The sequence below is a fragment of the Bacillus methanolicus MGA3 genome (assembly GCF_000724485.1).
Lineage (GTDB): Bacteria > Bacillota > Bacilli > Bacillales > Cytobacillaceae > Bacillus_Z > Bacillus_Z methanolicus_A.
In genome coordinates this window covers 2125190-2144484 of sequence record NZ_CP007739.1, presented here as the reverse complement: position 1 = coordinate 2144484, position 19295 = coordinate 2125190, and the positions used below count along the sequence as shown (strand labels likewise).

Sequence of the window (19295 nt, the reverse complement as noted above, 5' to 3'; positions counted from 1 at the left end):
TTCATGTAAAAAGGATAAAAGTTTCTGATAAGGAGGCAAAAATTTTTAGAAAACAGTCATATCATAATAGGACAACATCATAAACATATAATGTCCAAAATTACCTAAATGGATAAATTTATCCCACTAACTCATTCGGGAGGGGAGAGCACTTGGAAAAGATAGATATTTTTAAAGATATTGCCGAAAGAACCGGCGGCGATATTTATTTAGGAGTTGTAGGAGCAGTTAGAACAGGTAAATCTACTTTTATCAAGAAATTCATGGAACTTGTAGTTTTACCGAATATAAGCAACGAAGCAGACCGTGCTCGGACACAGGATGAACTTCCGCAAAGCGCAGCCGGTAAAACCATTATGACAACAGAACCAAAATTTGTTCCAAACCAGGCCGCAACCGTTCATGTTGATGAGGGTCTGGATGTGAATATCCGTCTTGTTGATTGTGTTGGCTATACTGTACCCGGAGCGAAAGGGTACGAAGATGAAAACGGGCCTCGCATGATTACAACTCCTTGGTATGAAGAGCCAATTCCATTCCATGAAGCAGCAGAAATTGGAACAAGAAAAGTTATACAGGAGCATTCAACGATCGGTGTCGTTATTACAACGGACGGTACAATTGGCGAAATTCCACGTGAAAATTATCTTGAAGCGGAAGAGAGGGTAATTGAAGAGCTGAAAGAGGTAGGGAAACCGTTTATCATAGTCATAAATAGTGCCCAGCCTTACCACCCAAATACGGAAACGCTCCGCAGCCAATTAAATGAAAAGTACGATATACCTGTACTGGCAATGAGTGTCGAAAGCATGCGTGAAAGTGATGTCTTAAATGTTCTTCGTGAGGCTCTATACGAATTCCCGGTACTTGAAGTGAATGTGAATCTTCCGAGTTGGGTTATGGTTCTTCGTGAAGACCATTGGCTGCGTGAAAACTATCAAGAAGCCGTTAAGGAAACCGTTAAAGATATTAAGAGATTAAGAGATGTGGACCGTGTTGTCCATCAGTTCAATGATTTTGAATTTATCGACCGTGCAAGCCTTGCCGGAATTGAAATGGGGCAAGGTGTCGCAGAAATCGATTTATATGCCCCGGATGATCTTTATGATGACATCTTAAAAGAAATCGTTGGGGTTGAAATCCGCGGAAAAGATCATTTGCTTGAACTAATGCAGGATTTTGCCTATGCAAAAGCGGAGTATGACCAAATCTCTGATGCTTTAAAAATGGTAAAACAAACCGGATATGGAATTGCTGCTCCATCCATAACTGATATGAGCCTTGATGAGCCGCAAATCATTCGCCAAGGACCAAGATTCGGTGTTCGCCTTAAAGCCGTTGCACCATCTATTCATATGATTAAGGTTGATGTAGAATCTGAATTTGCACCGATCATTGGATCGGAAAAGCAAAGCGAAGAATTGGTCCGTTACTTAATGCAAGATTTTGAGGAAGACCCGTTATCCATTTGGAATTCAGATATATTCGGCCGCAGCTTAAATTCAATTGTCAGAGAAGGGATTCAGGCAAAACTTTCGTTAATGCCAGAGAATGCCCGATACAAATTAAAGGAAACTCTCGAGCGAATCATCAATGAAGGTTCAGGCGGACTAATTGCCATCATATTATAAGAAAATAAGACTCCTATTCGGGAGTCTTTTTTTGTGGAAAAGGGGCGGAGCTGCGCTAACTAAAAAAGGAATGGGAAGCTATTTTTAGCTATATACATGTTTTAGCTTTGTAAATTTTTTTAGCTTGGCTCCGCTCACACCGCCTTATTAATGTTTTTAAATGAGACCAATTTTCATATTAGGGATTGGAGTTTTAAACTCATGCACGTTTTTTGTGGATTAGGATTCAAAAAGATAAAACAATTGGGCTTTCATCAGGTTATAAAATAGGGCGATCTTTATTACAATTGTGTTATAAGAATGAAAACATTACCATTATTTCATGAATATTTCTTGATATGCGTAAATGAATGTGATAATCTTTTAACAGAATTCATGTTGTGGGGGCTCTAACCCTTATGATTAAAGGGTTTTTGCTAAAAGTAGATTGAAAGCCAGCTCGTAATCATTTAATATAGGGGCTGAGTTAAACAAAAATATTCCACAATGTATAGAATTCGGCAATTTTGTTTAGAAATGTAGGTAAGAGGCATACTTTTACTGAGTTTTTCCTTGACTTTTTGGGAGGAGGTGAAAGGCATGAATAAGACAGAATTAATTAATGCAGTTGCAGAAGCTACTGAGTTATCAAAAAAGGACGCTACTAAAGCAGTTGATGCTGTTTTCGATGCAATCTTAGAAGCTTTGAAAAATGGTGATAAAGTACAATTGATCGGTTTCGGAAACTTTGAAGTACGTGAGCGCGCTGCCCGTAAAGGCCGGAACCCTCAAACCGGTGAAGAAATCGAAATCGCTGCAAGCAAAGTTCCTGCTTTCAAACCAGGTAAAGCGCTTAAAGATGCTGTTAAATAATTACATACAGGTGCTTAATGCTATGCTTAGCAAAAGGCTGCGGAATTCCGTGGCCTTTTGCATTTTCAATTTTGCTTGTACTAAAATGGTTATGCTAAGATGGTAATGTTAATATGAAAAGCCGATCCGGCTGCTGAGCCCCGGCAAGCGGTTTGTGCCCAAACAATGAAATCACCTTTTGACTTCATTGGCAGGACTGAAGGGGCCTTGAGGGGCAAGGCGGCGGATCGGGAAAATAAAAACTGTGTTCGATTGTTAGTATTGTATTGATTTAGTAGTAGGAGGATATGTGATGTCGAATATCAATCGTGCCCAAATTGAAGAAGCGGTACGTTTAATATTAGAAGCGATCGGAGAAGACCCAAACCGAGAAGGTTTGATTGATACTCCAAAACGTGTAGCAAAAATGTATGAGGAAGTGTTTTCCGGTTTAAATCAAGATCCTAAAGAATATTTTGAAACAGTTTTTGGAGAAGAGCATGAAGAATTAGTGCTTGTTAAAGATATCCCATTCTATTCCATGTGTGAACATCATCTTGTTCCATTTTTCGGACATGCACACGTTGCGTATATTCCAAGAAATGGGAAAGTGACAGGTCTAAGCAAACTTGCAAGAGCTGTTGAAGCTGTTGCTAGGAGACCGCAGCTGCAAGAAAGAATTACTTCGACGATTGCCAATTCAATCATGGAAAAGCTTGACCCTCATGGAGTTATGGTTGTTGTGGAAGCAGAACATATGTGTATGACAATGCGGGGAGTTAAAAAACCAGGTTCAAAAACAGTTACGTCTGCGGTTCGAGGAATTTTACAAAACGATGCACGTGCACGGGCCGAAGTGCTCTCTTTAATCAAGAATTAATCTCATGAAGAATAGAAGGTCTTAGAGTTTTTTATTCTTTCATAAAATTCGTCGGGGTGAAGAAAATGGAAAAGAAGAGCAGCCTGCAAAATGGGGATTATGTTGTTATAAAAGCATTGGATGACGGTGTAAATGTGATTGGGTTAACAAGAGGAATTGATACGAGATTCCACCATTCAGAGAAGCTTGACAAAGGAGAGGTAATGATCGCTCAATTTACGGAGCATACTTCAGCAATCAAAATCAGAGGGCGTGCAAAAATTATGACTTCGAATGGGGAGATTGAAAGCGGAAAATAATTGGTGATTTTTAAATCATTTATAAAATTTTTTATATTCTGAAATCACAATCATAAATTCTTTTATGGTATAATTGTCTCTGCCTTTAATGTACGGTATCGGGTAAATGCTTACATTTTACTATCCTTATATGGAAATACATAATTCGGGAAACAAGGGTGATTGATTTGCAAGATATTCAATTGAAACTGACAAAAATTAAAGAGCAGATTATGCGATACGTGTCACATCCATATTTGCTGAAGTATATTCAAGCTCCCACGGTCGATGAAGACAAGCTGCTCTTGCTTGTTTCCCTTATGGATCATTTGAATATATCAAATGATGAGATGGAAAGTTATGTCTTAACGACGATGCTTATTCAAATTGCCCTTGACACCCATGAACATGTAACAGAAAACAAAAATCAGGAAGATACTCATTACAGTTTGAAAAATCGCCAGCTCACTGTATTAGCCGGTGATTATTACAGCGGTTTATATTATAAGCATTTATCCGAAATAAATAGTATTGATGTAATAAGGATCTTAGCAGCAGGAATAAAGGATGTAAACGAACATAAAATTTCCGTATACCAAAAGGATCCTGACGGTATCGATAAATTAATGAATAGTATAAAGATGATCGAGTCATCTCTGTTTGAAAAACTGACAGAGTATTTTCAAGCGGATGTCTGGGATGAATACGCCTCAAATCTATTATTTATTAAACGGCTAATCAATGAGAAAAAACAATTTTTACATAAAGAGACGTCTATTTTATTCGAGGGATTAAAAAAGCTTGTTTTCCCAAAAAATGAACAGCCTTTGTCAGAATTATCGAATGAGCAGCAACGATTCCTATTGTTGATTTGTGACCGTTATATTGAATTTGCGAAGCAGTTAATCGAAAAAGGAATTAAAAAATTACCATTCCTAAATGAACTTTTGAAGGAAAGAACATTATCTATTTTGAATCAGCATCATTCGCTGGCAAAAACTTTTGTGGAAGAAGGGTAAGAATAACATGCATCAATCTAAAGAAGAGCGTGTTCATCATGTCTTTGAAAAAATTTATCAAAATTACGACAAGATGAATTCTGTTATCAGTTTTCAACAGCATAAAAGATGGCGTAAAGACACGATGAACCGGATGAATGTCCAAAGGGGCAGCAAAGCTCTTGATGTATGTTGCGGCACAGGGGATTGGACGATTGCCCTTGCAGAAGCTGTTGGTCCCGAAGGAGAAGTTTTTGGCCTTGATTTCAGCAAAAATATGCTGAAGATCGCAGAAGAAAAAGTCAAAAGTAAAAAATTTGATCAAGTTTCACTAATTCACGGAAATGCAATGGAGCTTCCGTTCCCTGACCATTCTTTTGATTATGTTACAATTGGCTTTGGTCTAAGAAATGTCCCTGATTATATGCAAGTGTTAAGAGAAATGAACCGGGTTTTAAAATCCGGAGGCATCGCTGTCTGCCTCGAAACTTCACAGCCGACAATGTTTGGCTTTAAACAATTGTACTATTTTTATTTTCGGTTTATTATGCCGCTCTTCGGAAAAATCTTTGCAAAAAGCTATGATGAATATTCCTGGCTGCAGGAATCCGCGCGCGAGTTTCCGGGAATGAAAGAACTTGCAGAAATGTTTGAAGAAGCGGGCTTTGTCAAAGTACATTATAAGCCATACAGCGGAGGGGTAGCCGCTGTTCATTTAGGATCAAAAAGAAATGCCTGACCCATTATTGAGCGGCCGGGCATTGATATTTTCTAATGCACTAATTAATTCAGGCAACTGAAAATGACAGTATGATAAAGCTGGGTGGATACAATGAAATTAAAAATGATGTATTCATTTTTGAATTCGGATTTAAATATTGTTGAAAAAGAATTGGAGGAGACAATACAAGCAAAGTCTCCTTTATTGCGTCAAGCATCACTGCATTTATTGCAGGCCGGGGGGAAAAGAATTCGCCCAGTTTTTGTATTGCTGGCAGGAAAGTTTGGAAATTATGATATCAATATAATCAAAAATGTAGCTGTTGCACTTGAATTGCTTCATTCAGCTACACTGGTACACGACGACGTGATCGATGATGCCCAGATCAGGCGCGGAAAACCAACGATAAAGGCAAAATGGGATAACCGGATTGCCATGTATACGGGAGATTATATATTAGCCCGCTCACTTGAATTAATGACAAAAATTGAGAACCCTCTTGCCCATAAAATACTTTCACATACGATTGTTGAAGTATGTATTGGGGAAATTGAACAAATAAAAGATAAATACAGATTTAACCAGAATTTAAGAGACTATTTCCGGCGCATCAAAAGAAAAACGGCTTTGTTAATAGCTGCTAGTTGTCAATTGGGGGCGATTGCGGCGGGAGTAGATGAAGAAATCCATAAAAAGCTTTTCCGGTTTGGTTATTTTGTTGGCATGTCCTTTCAAATTACGGATGATGTACTTGATTTTACCGGTACAGAAAAAGAGCTCGGAAAACCTGCAGGCGGGGATTTGCTGCAGGGAAATATTACACTGCCGGTTTTATTTGCCATGAAAGACGAAAATATCCGAAAAAAAATCGAGAGAGTTCATGAAAATATGGGACAGGAAGAACTCAAAGAGTTGCTGTCGATTATTAAAAATTCGGGTGCGATTGAAAGATCTTTGGCAGTAAGCGACCGTTATTTGGAAAAAGCGTTAGCGATTTTAAAAGAACTGCCAGATAATCGAGCGAAAAAAGCACTGCGTGATATTGCAAAATTTATTGGCAAACGTAAATTTTAGAAGTTGCGCAATTGTCTAAACAATGATAATATTTTCGTGGAATTGTCTTTCTTTTTAGGACAATCAAGTATACATAACTGTTTAGGAGTGGAGTACATGGAAAAAACATTCTTAATGGTCAAACCAGATGGCGTACAGCGCAACTTAATAGGAGAAATTGTTGCTCGTTTTGAAAAAAAAGGTTTCCAATTAGTTGGTGCCAAATTGATGAGCGTTTCAAAAGAACTTGCTGAGAAGCACTACGGTGAGCATAAAGAGCGTCCTTTCTTTGGAGAGCTTGTTGACTTTATTACTTCTGGACCGGTTTTTGCTATGGTATGGCAAGGGGAAAATGTGATTGCAACTGCCCGCCAAATGATGGGATCTACTAACCCGAAAGATGCAGCACCTGGAACGATCCGCGGAGATTTTGGACTAACTGTAGGAAAGAATGTAATTCATGGCTCTGATTCGCCAGAAAGTGCTGAACGAGAAATTGCTTTATTCTTTAATGAATCAGAATTAGTTGAATACCCAAAACTAATAAACGATTGGATTTATTAATTATCACAGAGGCGCTTGGCATCCCGGGCGTCTTTTTTGTATCCGCTTCCAGATGGGAGTTATTTCATAAATGGGTAAAAAATGCGTTTTGCCCATTGTTTTTCGTAATACTAGATTTGTTAAAAAGATATTTTTTGTCGAACAGGCTAGAGGAGAAATACAAATGTCTCAGGATTACCTTGATTTTATCAGAAACATGAAAAGGAAAACAGGAATCGATTTATCCCTTTATAAAGAAGTGCAAATGAAAAGAAGGCTTACTTCTCTATATGAAAAAAAGGGTTTTAGCTCATTCCATGAATTTTTCCTTGCTATGAACAAAGACCCGCAACTGTTGAATGAATGTTTGGATCGAATGACGATTAATGTTTCTGAATTCTATCGAAATCGTACGAGATGGGAAATACTCGAAAAGCAGATATTGCCGAAACTTCTTAATCGCAAAAGAAGATTGAAAATATGGAGTGCTGCTTGTTCAACTGGTGAGGAGCCGTATACAATCGCAATGATTATGTCGAATTTATTGCCCCTTTGGCAAATTCAAATTCTTGCAACAGACATCGATGAGAATGCAATTGCTAGAGCGAAAATTGGTATATATCAGGAAAGGTCATTACTTGAAGTTCCACCGGAAATGAAAAAAAAATATTTCACGAGCAGCCAAAATTTTTTTCATGTTTCTGATATGATAAAGAAAACAGTCACCTTTAAAAAACATAATTTACTAAAAGATCCATTTGGAGGTCCATATGACCTGATTGTTTGCCGAAATGTATTAATCTATTTTACAGAAGAAGCTAAGAAGGAACTTTATAAAAAATTTAGTGCAGCATTAAATCCAGGGGGAATCTTTTTTGTAGGAAGCACTGAACAAATTTTCAACCCGGGACAATATGATTTTGAAATAGAAGATACTTTTTTTTACAGAAAACGTGATTGAGTTTTACTCCCAACCCTAATATGGAAATAGGTCTAATTTATAAACATAATCATGATAAACTTGAGGGCCCATTATCAATTTGGGCTCTTTTCTTTACATTCCCGATTGAACCATGCTGTGTTACAATTGCATCATTTACGATAAAAATTATTCAATAAATTTTGAATGATTGACTATTTTTATTTTTATGCATGTGTTATATTGGTAGATAATCCTTTAACGAGTTGAAGGGGGAAAGAGTAATGAGATATTTAACAGCAGGTGAATCCCATGGCCCGCAACTTACAACGATTATAGAAGGATTGCCATCAGGGATGCCTTTAGTTGCAGAAGATATTAACATTGAACTTGCTCGAAGGCAGAAAGGCTATGGGAGAGGCCGGAGAATGCAAATTGAAAAGGATAAAGTCGAAATACTCGGAGGGGTTCGGCACGGTTATACACTCGGTTCACCAGTGGCGCTAGTTGTCAAAAACAATGACTGGCAGCATTGGACAAAGATAATGGGCCAGGAACCTCTTGGAGATCATACAGAAGAAATTAAGAGAAAAATTTCACGTCCCCGTCCTGGACATGCTGATTTGAATGGTGGTATAAAATACGGCCACAGGGATATGCGAAACGTACTAGAGCGTTCCTCAGCGCGGGAGACGACCGTACGGGTTGCGGCCGGAGCGGTTGCAAAAAAGTTATTGTCTTTACTTGGGATTGAAGTTGCATCACACGTGATCGAAATCGGCGGAATTAAAGCCGAAAGCTCTGTATACAGCTCAATTGCGGACTTAAAAGAGAGATCAGAAAATTCACCTGTCAGGTGTCTTGATGAGGAAGCTGCCAAAAAAATGATGGCAGCGATTGATGAGGCAAAACAAAATGGAGATTCGATCGGCGGAATTGTAGAAGTCATTGTGGAAGGGATGCCTGTTGGCGTTGGAAGTTATGTACATTATGACAGAAAGCTGGATGCAAAAATTGCGGCAGCGATTGTCAGCATTAATGCATTTAAAGGAGTTGAGTTTGGCATCGGCTTCGAAGCTGCCAGGAAGCCAGGAAGTGAAGTTCACGATGAGATTGAATGGAACAGCAGCCAGGGGTACATCCGCAAAACAAACAGGCTGGGAGGATTTGAAGGTGGAATGACAACCGGTATGCCCATTGTTGTCCGAGGAGTTATGAAGCCGATCCCTACCCTATATAAGCCGCTGCAAAGTGTTGACATTGAAACGAAAGAACCGTTCTCTGCAAGCATCGAGAGGTCTGATAGCTGTGCAGTCCCGGCAGCCGCAGTAGTCGCAGAAAATGTTGTTGCCTGGGAACTGGCGTCAGCCATTGTTGATCAATTTTATGCAGACCGTTTTGATGCGTTAGTAGAATCAGTGAACCGCTATAGAGAATATGCGAGGGAGTTTTAATGGAAACGATATGGATTCGAACAACATCAAGGCGGTATCCGGTGTTTGTCGGGCAGAATGTAATGGAAACACTTCCTGCTTTTATTCACGATCAATTTTCTAACATTACTTCACTCTTGATTATTACGGATGAAACCGTTGGCGGACTATTTCTTCCCCGGCTGACTTCGTTGCTAGCAGAATTCCATCCTGAAGCTTATATTGTACCTGCTGGGGAAAAAGCAAAAACTTTTGATGTATACTACAACTGTTTAACTTTTGCACTTGAAAAAAAGCTTGATCGAAAGTCGCTTATTATTGCATTTGGCGGAGGAGCGGTTGGTGATTTGGCAGGTTTTGTTGCCGCAACATTTATGAGAGGAATTCCTTTTATTCAAGTACCAACAACCATCCTTGCACATGACAGTGCGGTTGGAGGGAAAGTAGCAATTAATCATCCGCTTGGTAAAAACATGATCGGTGCTTTCTTTCAACCGGAAGCTGTGTTTTATGATATAGAGTTTTTGGAAACACTTCCGCCTGCAGAAAAAAGATCAGGCTTTGCTGAAGTTATTAAACACGGTCTTATAAAAGATAGAGATCTTTTTGAGTGGCTTCAATCGAATATCAAGTCGCTAGAAAACCTTTCAAATGATGATTTGCAATTTATGCTCGCTAGAGGAATTCAAGTCAAAGAATCGATCGTTTCAAAGGATGAAAAGGAAACGGGTATAAGAGCATTTTTGAACTTAGGGCATACGCTTGGCCACGCGATTGAAGCGGAAATGGGCTATGGAAAAATCACACACGGTGAAGCAGTTTTGATCGGAATTTGTTTTGCACTTGAATTAAGTGAAAGAGAGTTCGGCTTTTCTTATAAAAAAGAAGAATTTTTGCAATGGATTAGGGCTCTAGGCTATAAGACAGATGTACCGAATCATTTGTCTTCTGAAAATTTAGTAAATCGTATGAAAATGGACAAAAAAACCGTTGGTCAAAAAATCAGATTTGTTCTATTGGAGCAGGTTGGTCGTCCGGTCTTGAAAGAACTGGAAGATGAACGATTATTGGCACATCTGGAACATTTTCGATCAGGGGGTGGCATGTAAATGATCAGAGGATTAAGGGGGGCAATTACAGTCAAAGAAAACACGGAAGAGGAGATCATTTCAGCAACTGAAAGGCTTTTGCGTCAAATGATTGAAAAAAATAATCTTCAGCCAAATGATGTTGCATCCGTTTTTTTTTCTGTTACAGACGAAATATCTGCAACGTTTCCAGCAAGGGCTTTGCGGCTTTTTGAAGGCTGGGCATATGTTCCTGTCATGTGCATGAGAGAAATTTCTGTTCCATCAGCATTAACGCATTGCATTCGGGTAATGATGCATGTGAATACTGATAAAGCTCAAGATGAAATGAATCATATTTACTTAGATGGTGCTGTTATTTTGCGGCCCGACTTAATAAAAAAATAGGGAATTCTTATTAAAATTGTGATTTTACATAAAACTATTTTAAAAAAATCGAAAAATAGCTCTAGATTCTACTCAATTAAAAAATGACTATTTCTAAAATAACTTTTATACTTTAATATGATAATACACAAAAGTGTTTAAAAGAGGTGAATTTGATGAAATGGAAAGAGCAATTACTAACTCTAACTCCTTATCAGCCTGGAAAATCGATTGATGAAGTAAAAAGACAATACGGCCTCGAGAATATTGTTAAGCTTGCTTCAAATGAAAATCCTTTTGGATGTTCGGCAAAAGTGGCTGAAGCTTTAAAAAATGCTCCCATTTCTTTTGCGATCTATCCTGATGGTTATGCCACTGATTTAAGAGAAAGCCTTGCAGCTTTCTATAAAGTAGCACCTGAGCAATTAATACTTGGGAACGGTTCGGATAATCTTATTCAAATCATCTCAAGAGCAATTTTAGGAAAAGGCGTGAATACGGTCATGGCCGTGCCTACCTTTTCGCAGTACAAACATAATGCAATTATTGAAGGTGCTGAAATAAGAGAGGTTCCTTTAGCGAATGGACATCATGATTTAGAAGGAATGCTGTCAAGAATCGATGCAAATACCGGAGTCGTCTGGGTATGCAACCCTGACAATCCGACTGGGACGTATATTCCAAAAGATAAACTTTTCGCATTTCTAGAAAAGGTTCCTAAGGATGTTTTAGTTGTCCTTGATGAAGCCTACAATGAGTATGTAGTAGCAGACGAAGGTTATCATGTCAATGAACTGGTTTCACAGTTTGAAAATGTCATTGTTTTAAGGACATTTTCAAAAATTTATGGACTTGCCAGTTTGCGGATTGGATACGGAATTGCGGCTTCTGAAGTCATTCGGGCATTGGAACCGGCAAGAGAGCCGTTTAATGTAAATACAATTGCCCAGAAAGCTGCCATTGCAGCATTGGAAGATCAAGAGTTTATTCAATTTTGTAAACATAAAAATAGAGAAGGTCTCGAGCAATTTTATCAGTTTTGCCAGGAAAGCAATCTTGATTACTACCCTTCTCAAACAAACTTTATTTTAATTGACTTTAAGACAGACGGGAATGAAGTCTTTCAATTTTTACTTGAAAAAGGGTATATCGTTCGATCAGGAAAACCTCTTGGATTTCCGACATCAGTAAGAGTGACAGTCGGATCAAAAGAACAAAATGCAGGCGTAATTGAAGCTATGAAACAGTTCTTAGCAGTAAAAACTAGTTAAATAGGCGGTGATTTTTTGGAAGGCCGCGCATTTATTATAGGCTTAGGTTTAATTGGCGGTTCGATTGCTCTTTGCATTAAAGACAAGCATCCAAAATCAACAGTCATTGGTTATGACATAAGTGAGAAGCAATGTAAACTAGCAAAAATGCTCCATGTTGTAGATGAAACTTCCGAATCCATTGAAGAAGGAGCAAAGAACGCAGACTTAATTGTGATTGCTACACCGGTGGCCCAGGCAGAAGAAATTATCGACTCTTTGGCCCAAATGGATTTGAAAAATGGAGTTATTATCACGGATACAGGCAGCACGAAAGTTGAAATCATCAATAAAGCATCCTGTTTAAAGGAAAAGGGTTATATCTTCATTGGGGGGCACCCAATGGCAGGTTCTCATAAAAGCGGTGTTGCAGCCGCAAAGAAGATCCTTTTTGAAAATGCCTTTTATTTATTGACGCCCGATGAAGATACTCCTGAGGAAAAAATATTGAAGTTAAAAGAGTGGCTTAGAGGAACAAATGCAAAATTTCTTATTCTCTCGCCTGAACAGCATGACTACTTAACTGGTGTAGTCAGTCATTTTCCACATATTATTGCTGCGTCCCTTGTTCATCAGGCTTACCGTTCAAGCAGGAATCAGGAGTTGATTCCCCGGCTGGCAGCCGGGGGATTCCGTGATATTACCCGGATTGCTTCCAGCAGCCCGGCAATGTGGAGGGATATTTTGCTCCATAATCGATCTATTCTTCTTCATTTGCTTGAAGAGTGGAAGGAAGAAATGGAAAGAGTAAAAAAAATGCTTGAGGAATGCAATCATGAAAAAATATTTAATTATTTTTCAAGCGCCAAGCAATTCCGCGATGAGTTGCCGAAAAAAGAAAAAGGGGCGATCCCGGCATTTTATGATTTATTTGTTGATGTCCCCGACTATCCCGGCGTCATTTCAGAGATTACTGGTTATTTAGCACAAGAAGAGATAAGCATTACAAATATCCGCATATTAGAAACGAGAGAAGAAATTTACGGAGTCCTTGTCATTAGTTTTCAAACGGAGGAAGACAGAATGAGAGCCGAAAAGTGCATTCGGCATTATACCAATTATGAAACTTCCACCGATTTATAAATTTCATTAACAAAGGAGGTTAAGGAAGTGGCAGCTCGTCGTTTAGACAAAAGCATAAGCGGTTTGACAGGTTCCGTGAAAGTTCCGGGAGATAAATCGATATCGCACCGTTCTGTCATGTTCGGAGCGATTGCTAAAGGCACAACTTCCGTAACGAATTTTCTTTTGGGTGATGACTGCTTGAGTACGATTGCGTGTTTTCGCAAGCTCGGTGTTTCCATTGAGCAAAAAGGGAACCAATTGCAAATAGTTGGAAACAGTTTTGATGGATTGAAGGAACCTGCAGACGTTCTTGATGTGGGTAATTCAGGTACAACTATACGCTTATTGCTGGGGGTTTTAGCCGGAAGACCTTTTCATGCTACATTAATCGGAGATGAATCCATTGGAAGAAGACCGATGACCAGGGTTGCAAAACCCCTAGCAATGATGGGCGCAGACATTGATGGCCGCTGTGGCGGAGAGTTTACTCCTCTGTCAATTAGAGGAGGAAACTTAACGGGCATAGATTATCATTTGCCTGTAGCCAGTGCGCAAGTAAAATCTTCGATATTACTAGCAGGCCTTCAAGCAGAGGGTATTACGACTGTAGTTGAACCATCGAAAACAAGAGACCATACCGAAAGGATGATTCGCCAATTTGGCGGAGAAGTGGAAGAAAGCGGACTTACTGTTAGGATAAAAGGCGGCCAGAGCTTAACTGCGTCAAAGGTAGAGGTGCCAGGAGATATCTCGTCAGCGGCTTTCTTTTTGGCTGCAGCCGCGATTACGCCTAACAGTGAACTGTTGCTTAAGGACGTTGGGTTAAATCCAACGCGGACTGGTATGATTGATGTTTTGAAAGAAATGGGGGCAGATATAACCGTCATGCCTCATGATACAGAGGGTTATGAGCCTTCAGGTGATATTATCATTAAAACATCAAACTTAAAGGGCGTCGAAATAAAAGGGGATATCTTGCCTCGCCTTATTGATGAAATTCCGATTATCGCCCTAGTAGCTACACAGGCAGAAGGAACGACAGTTATTAAGGACGCCCATGAATTGAAAGTGAAAGAAACGAACCGTATTGATACAGTTGTAGGGGAACTAGCTAAACTAGGAGCATCCATTGAAGCGACAGACGATGGTATGATCATTCATGGAAAATCGCACTTGAAAGGCGGCATTGTTTCCTCTCATGGTGACCACCGGATTGGAATGATGCTTGCAGTAGCTGCTCTTATTTGCAAAGATGAAGTATTTCTAGAAAGAGACGAGGCAATTTCTGTTTCCTATCCTGGATTTTTTAAAGATCTATATAGTGTAATGAAATAAGGAAGGTATGGCCCTAAAGGAAAATAATTAACCTTTTGGGTCAGACCTTCTTCATTTATAATGAAAATAGAGTCATATTTTCATAAAATGATCATAGCTTGTCATAAGACCGTAAAGAGGTGGTTTTATGACATATATTATTTCGAATGCAAACCTGTTAACTAATGGAAACCTTCAAAAAACTTCCCTTCTCGTGAAAAAATCACAAGTTGTGTCGGTTAAAAAGACTTTTAACAAATTTCAGTTTATGCAAATGGATCTAGGCTCATATTTAATGACTCCTTCATATGTTTTTTTTGATCCAAACCTTCCTGCTAATCAGCCTTTCCCGGCAATGAAGGAATATTTTATTAACCATTTTATTCTGAAAGGCTGTACGACTGTTCTGACATTAGTATCAATCTCTTATGAATACGAATTGAAAAAGAAAGTGAAACGTATGAAGGCTATGCTTGCAGGAAGTCCAATCGACTACTCATTGGGGGTTAAACTGCCGTTAAACCTTCTAACCGCAAATCTTATTAGACAATGCAAAAAAGAAAGGATTCCAGCCTTATTTATTGAAATAACGAACATGGACGAGCTATCTACTATCCCATGGGGCTGGATTCGCGAAGCAATGTTTCCTTACAACAGTCCGCTTATTCCTGTTTTTCAAAGTGATTGCACAAGGGAAAGAAACCAGGCAAAAATCATCTGGTCACAGTTGATGAAACAGGAGAAGATATCTTTTATCGATCATGAACTAACGGAACATGAGCCTCTTTCGCTTTCAGTCCTAAAAAAAACCGGCATTTATCCAATAAAATCCTCCTTACATCACGGCGGGGAAGTCAGTTATAATTTATATTTAAACAGCCGGAAATTCACAATGATTGAAGAATTGGATTTGTTTCATTATCATAATCATAGACTGCTTGTAACAGTTCACAAAGGAAATGTAATCCGAGCAGGCAGCAATGTATTTTATCGGCCGGGGTTTGGTGAAGAGGTTACCGTAAAAACTCCGTCATACTATATTTCCGGTTAGAAAGGATTTATAAATGAATAAGGTTGAAAGAATCATCTCTTTAATAGAAAACGGTCGACATAAAGAAGCATTAACTCTTTACAAAGAAATATTGAACACAGGGTCTGACGAAGAAAAATTTACTCTTGCAGAAGATTTATTTCAATTCGGTTTCCTTGAGGAAGTAAAGGGATTGCTTGAGAATCTGCTGGAAACATACCCTGATGAAGGAGAACTTCTTGTCATGCTGGCTGAAGTCCATATAGAGCTAGGAGATGAGGAGAAAGCGATTTTGCTGCTTGAAAAAATCAGCGAAGAAGATTCAAGTTATCCCGAGTCCCTTTTACTGTTGGCTGATTTGTATCAAATGAATGGTCTTTACGAAGTAAGTGAACAAAAATTGCTGAAAGCGAAACGCATCCTTCCGGATGAAGTTGTTATTGATTTTGCCCTCGGAGAGCTGTATGCCGAAGAAGGAAAATTAAATGAAGCAATTAAGGCTTATGAAGCTGTTTTACAATCGGAAACGGAAATTGCCGGAGTAAATATACACCGCCGTATAGCTGAAATGTTAAGCTCTTCAGGAGCATTTGAAGAAGCGCTTCCATTTTATGAAAAAGCAATGGATGAAAAACTTGAAATTGATGCCCTTTTTGGCTACGCTTTTACCGCGCTTCAAGCTGGTTTTAATAAGACCGCAATCGAAAAGTTTTTAGAATTAAAAGAATTGGATCCTGAATATCACTCATTATATTTGTATTTGGCAAAAGCGTACGAAAGAGAAGGAGAGCTTGAAAGCGGTCTAAAAACAGTAAAAGAAGGAATAAAATATGATGAATTCAACAAAGATCTATTCTTTTACGGCGGGAAATTGGCGTTAAAGCTTGGCGATGAAGAAGAAGCTGAAAAGTTTTTGAGAGAAGCGCTTTCCCTTGACCCTGGCTTTATCGAGGCAGCATTAACTCTAAATAAACTATTGTTAAAACAGAATCGATATGAAGATGTACTTGAGATTGCAAGATCTTTGGAAGCACAAGGGGAAGAGGAGCCGCAGATCATTTGGGATGAAGCTGTAGCCCTTCAGCATCTTGAAGATTATTCACAGGCATTAAACAAATATGAACTCGCATATACTTTTTTTAAGAACCATCCAGATTTTTTATCAGATTACGGCTATTTTTTATTGGAAGAAGGAAAACGAGCTAAAGCCGTCGAAATTTTTAGTGAATTAGCAAAAAATGATCCAACCAATGATGAGTACCTTGATATTCTGGAACGCCTACAAGATGAATTTTAAACTTTGCTTTCTAAGAAAGTAATCATGCAGAGGAGGGAATTAATATGACGGCCCCTGTTTCTGTCAACGAGAAAAAAGAATTTATTCGCTGGTTTTTAAATCATTATCAACTAAAACGAAGAGAGTGCGTATGGATTCTAAACTATTTAATGAGCCATGACCAACTAATGGAAAAGGTTCATTTTGTTGAACAAGCACAATTTTGTCCAAGAGGGCTTGTAATGTCCACCCACTGTGTAGATGAAGTACCATTCCGATTCTATAAAGAAAACGTCATGACTACAGATGCAGAGAAATCATTCCATGATATCCGTTTAAACCGGGACGAGGAAATATATATTCAATTAAATTTTCATGCATCTTTTAAGGCCCCTCAGTATGCAGCAGTACTGGAAGAAAATCCGTATATGCCGAAAAAACTGCAAATAACTGAAAAAGACCGGCTCATTGCAGAGCGCTTCCTTTTGGAAAGCATTCAGCGCTTTCAAGAGGAAAAGTTGCTTGAGCTGATTGATCAAGCTCTTGATGAGCAGGATAAAGAGGCGTTTCAACAGCTTACCACTCAATTGAAAAATTTAAAGAAACAATTGTAAAAAGGCGGCTTATTACAGCTCGCCTTTTTTGCTTTTGTGCGCCCGGCATGGGTGTAATCTATAGGGTGCAAGTCCCGAGCTGTGAAGGCAGAAGTAGCAGTTAGCATAACGCAAGGGTGTCCGTGGTAACGCGGAATCTGAAGGAAGCGGACGGCAAACTTCCGGTCTGAGGAATACGAACTTCATATAAGGCTAGGTATCACTGGGTGAGTTTGCAAAACAAAACAAAGCCCTTTCTGCCGAAGGTGATACAGAGTAAATGAAGCAGATAGATGGAAGGAAAGATTACACTCTTACCCGGGGAGATCTGACTGGCACGCCAAGTAATCTTGGTAACCTATCTAGCGATAGATAGCTGAGCAGTCAGAAGTCAGCAGAGGTCATAGTACTCTTTCGAGCTCGAGACGAAAGAGGAAGGACCGAACAATTAAGGAGAACGAAACACTACGCGTTCATCTTCTGTGTTGAAGCAGACAATCCGGCAGGACTTACTTGAAGGAGGAAGTGGTGAATCCCACGGGGGACTTCAAGAGGGTGGAGCAGAAGATGGCACAAATAGAGGGATTCGTTCACGTGGAGAGGATATCTATGTTGATGGAACTGATTTTGTCACGGGAAAATCTCCTAACGGCATTAAAACGAGTTGAACAGAATAAAGGAAGTCACGGAGTAGATGGCATGCCCGCAAAAGACCTACGGAGACACCTCTATGAAAACTGGGACTCCATTCGACAGTCGTTAAGAGAGGGAACCTACAAACCCTTACCCGTTCGTCGAGTCGAAATCCCGAAACCGAACGGCGGAGTAAGACTTCTAGGTATCCCCACCGTGACTGATCGTTTCATTCAACAAGCGATCGCCCAAGTGTTAACGAGAATCTTCGATCCGACCTTCTCTGAACATAGCTACGGCTTTCGCCCAAGCCGCAGAGGACATGACGCGGTCAGGAAAGCAAAGGGCTATATCAAAGAAGGATATCGCTGGGTGGTCGATATAGACTTAGAGAAATTCTTTGACAAGGTGAACCACGACAAACTGATGGGGATCTTGGCGAAAACGATCGAAGATCGGATTTTACTTAAGTTAATCCGCCGGTATCTTCAATCAGGCGTGATGATAAATGGAGTGGTAATGGAAACAGACATGGGAACGCCACAAGGTGGACCGCTTAGTCCACTATTATCAAACATCATGCTTCACGAGTTGGACAAGGAACTTGAGAAACGTGGACATAAATTTGTACGGTACGCGGATGACTGTAATATCTACGTGAAAACAAAGAAAGCAGGAATTCGTGTCATGAACTCCATTACTAACTTTATCGAGAAGGAATTAAAGCTCAAGGTAAATAAAGAGAAATCGGCGGTAGACCGTCCTTGGAAACGGAAGTTTCTCGGTTTTAGCTTTACACCAAACAAAACACCCAAGATACGGATGGCGAAAGAAAGTGTGAAACGATTCAAGAACAAGATCCGTGAAATCACATCCAGATCCAAACCGTATCGAATGGAGGAAAGAATTGAGAAACTGAACATGTACCTAATGGGATGGTGTGGATATTTTGCCTTGGCAGATACACCAAGCAAGTTCAAAGAATTTGATGAATGGATAAGACGAAGACTTCGAATGTGTTTATGGAAAGAGTGGAAAACGCCGAAAACAAGAATTCGGAAACTTAGAGCATTAGGTGTTCCAAGTCATAAAGCAATCGAGTGGGGCAATACACGCAAGAAATACTGGCGGATTGCCTGCAGTCCCATTCTACACAAAACCCTCGATAACTCCTACTGGAGTCAACAAGGGTTAAGAAGTCTATTCGAGAGATATCATTTTCTACGTCATACTTAATTGAACCGCCGTATACCGAACGGTACGTACGGTGGTGTGAGAGGTCGGGGGTTAGTCACCCCCTCCTACTCGATTTTCGATATTGTTTTCTCCCGGT

At 39.4% G+C, this 19295-nt stretch carries 20 protein-coding genes; all 20 read left to right on the top strand.

All coding sequences use genetic code 11. From position 1 onward, the window contains the following. Positions 1-152: 152 nt before the first annotated feature. Positions 153-1631, top strand: a complete 1479-nt coding sequence (gene spoIVA, locus BMMGA3_RS10355) for a stage IV sporulation protein A (protein WP_004435299.1) — start codon at positions 153-155, stop codon at positions 1629-1631. A gap of 579 nt (positions 1632-2210) precedes the next feature. Next, positions 2211-2483: an HU family DNA-binding protein gene (locus tag BMMGA3_RS10350; protein WP_004435297.1), complete on the top strand. Its 273-nt coding sequence runs from the start codon at positions 2211-2213 to the stop codon at positions 2481-2483. Between the two features lie 292 nt (positions 2484-2775). Then, the gene (gene folE / locus BMMGA3_RS10345) at positions 2776-3342 is read left to right on the top strand and encodes a GTP cyclohydrolase I FolE (RefSeq protein WP_004435294.1); all 567 of its coding nucleotides are present in this window, start codon (positions 2776-2778) and stop codon (positions 3340-3342) included. 65 nt (positions 3343-3407) lie between these two features. Then, the gene (gene mtrB / locus BMMGA3_RS10340; protein ID WP_004435293.1) at positions 3408-3641 is read left to right on the top strand and encodes a trp RNA-binding attenuation protein MtrB; all 234 of its coding nucleotides are present in this window, start codon (positions 3408-3410) and stop codon (positions 3639-3641) included. A 158-nt stretch (positions 3642-3799) separates the two neighbouring features. Next, entirely contained in the window at positions 3800-4639 is an 840-nt protein-coding gene (locus tag BMMGA3_RS10335; protein WP_034669241.1) for a heptaprenyl diphosphate synthase component 1, read from the top strand. Between the two features lie 7 nt (positions 4640-4646). Then, positions 4647-5357 (top strand): demethylmenaquinone methyltransferase, encoded by a 711-nt coding sequence (gene menG / locus BMMGA3_RS10330; protein ID WP_004435289.1) that lies wholly within the window; start codon positions 4647-4649, stop codon positions 5355-5357. Between the two features lie 93 nt (positions 5358-5450). Continuing rightward, positions 5451-6413 carry a heptaprenyl diphosphate synthase component II gene (gene hepT, locus BMMGA3_RS10325; RefSeq protein ID WP_004435288.1) on the top strand — a complete coding sequence of 321 codons (963 nt, stop codon included), beginning with the start codon at positions 5451-5453 and terminating at the stop codon, positions 6411-6413. A 96-nt stretch (positions 6414-6509) separates the two neighbouring features. After that, the gene (gene ndk, locus BMMGA3_RS10320) at positions 6510-6956 is read left to right on the top strand and encodes a nucleoside-diphosphate kinase (protein WP_004435287.1); all 447 of its coding nucleotides are present in this window, start codon (positions 6510-6512) and stop codon (positions 6954-6956) included. 163 nt (positions 6957-7119) lie between these two features. Continuing rightward, a complete protein-coding gene (locus BMMGA3_RS10315; RefSeq protein ID WP_034669239.1) occupies positions 7120-7896 on the top strand; it encodes a CheR family methyltransferase in 777 nt (258 codons plus the stop codon). 242 nt (positions 7897-8138) lie between these two features. Then, complete coding sequence (aroC, locus tag BMMGA3_RS10310) at positions 8139-9308, top strand: chorismate synthase (RefSeq protein WP_004435283.1); 1170 nt, start codon at positions 8139-8141, stop codon at positions 9306-9308. Beyond that, the gene (gene aroB, locus BMMGA3_RS10305; RefSeq protein ID WP_004435281.1) at positions 9308-10396 is read left to right on the top strand and encodes a 3-dehydroquinate synthase; all 1089 of its coding nucleotides are present in this window, start codon (positions 9308-9310) and stop codon (positions 10394-10396) included. The genes aroC and aroB overlap by 1 nt, the downstream gene beginning before the upstream one ends. Continuing rightward, complete coding sequence (gene aroH / locus BMMGA3_RS10300) at positions 10397-10762, top strand: chorismate mutase (protein ID WP_038502210.1); 366 nt, start codon at positions 10397-10399, stop codon at positions 10760-10762. It abuts the gene before it with no gap. Between the two features lie 155 nt (positions 10763-10917). Beyond that, entirely contained in the window at positions 10918-12012 is a 1095-nt protein-coding gene (hisC, locus tag BMMGA3_RS10295; protein ID WP_004435279.1) for a histidinol-phosphate transaminase, read from the top strand. Positions 12013-12027: 15 nt separating this feature from the next. Then, entirely contained in the window at positions 12028-13134 is a 1107-nt protein-coding gene (locus BMMGA3_RS10290; RefSeq protein ID WP_004435277.1) for a prephenate dehydrogenase, read from the top strand. A 27-nt stretch (positions 13135-13161) separates the two neighbouring features. Further along, entirely contained in the window at positions 13162-14451 is a 1290-nt protein-coding gene (aroA, locus tag BMMGA3_RS10285; RefSeq protein ID WP_004435275.1) for a 3-phosphoshikimate 1-carboxyvinyltransferase, read from the top strand. A gap of 127 nt (positions 14452-14578) precedes the next feature. Beyond that, complete coding sequence (locus tag BMMGA3_RS10280; RefSeq protein WP_004435274.1) at positions 14579-15481, top strand: hypothetical protein; 903 nt, start codon at positions 14579-14581, stop codon at positions 15479-15481. A gap of 13 nt (positions 15482-15494) precedes the next feature. Further along, a complete protein-coding gene (locus BMMGA3_RS10275) occupies positions 15495-16757 on the top strand; it encodes a tetratricopeptide repeat protein (protein WP_004435272.1) in 1263 nt (420 codons plus the stop codon). A 44-nt stretch (positions 16758-16801) separates the two neighbouring features. After that, positions 16802-17350, top strand: a complete 549-nt coding sequence (locus BMMGA3_RS10270; RefSeq protein ID WP_004435270.1) for a ReoY family proteolytic degradation factor — start codon at positions 16802-16804, stop codon at positions 17348-17350. A 461-nt stretch (positions 17351-17811) separates the two neighbouring features. After that, positions 17812-17997, top strand: coding sequence for a hypothetical protein (locus BMMGA3_RS17430; protein ID WP_003347276.1), 186 nt, complete (start codon positions 17812-17814; stop codon positions 17995-17997). Beyond that, positions 17939-19198 carry a group II intron reverse transcriptase/maturase gene (gene ltrA, locus BMMGA3_RS10265; RefSeq protein ID WP_003347278.1) on the top strand — a complete coding sequence of 420 codons (1260 nt, stop codon included), beginning with the start codon at positions 17939-17941 and terminating at the stop codon, positions 19196-19198. Before BMMGA3_RS17430 ends, ltrA begins: the two co-directional genes overlap by 59 nt. Positions 19199-19295: the final 97 nt, after the last annotated feature.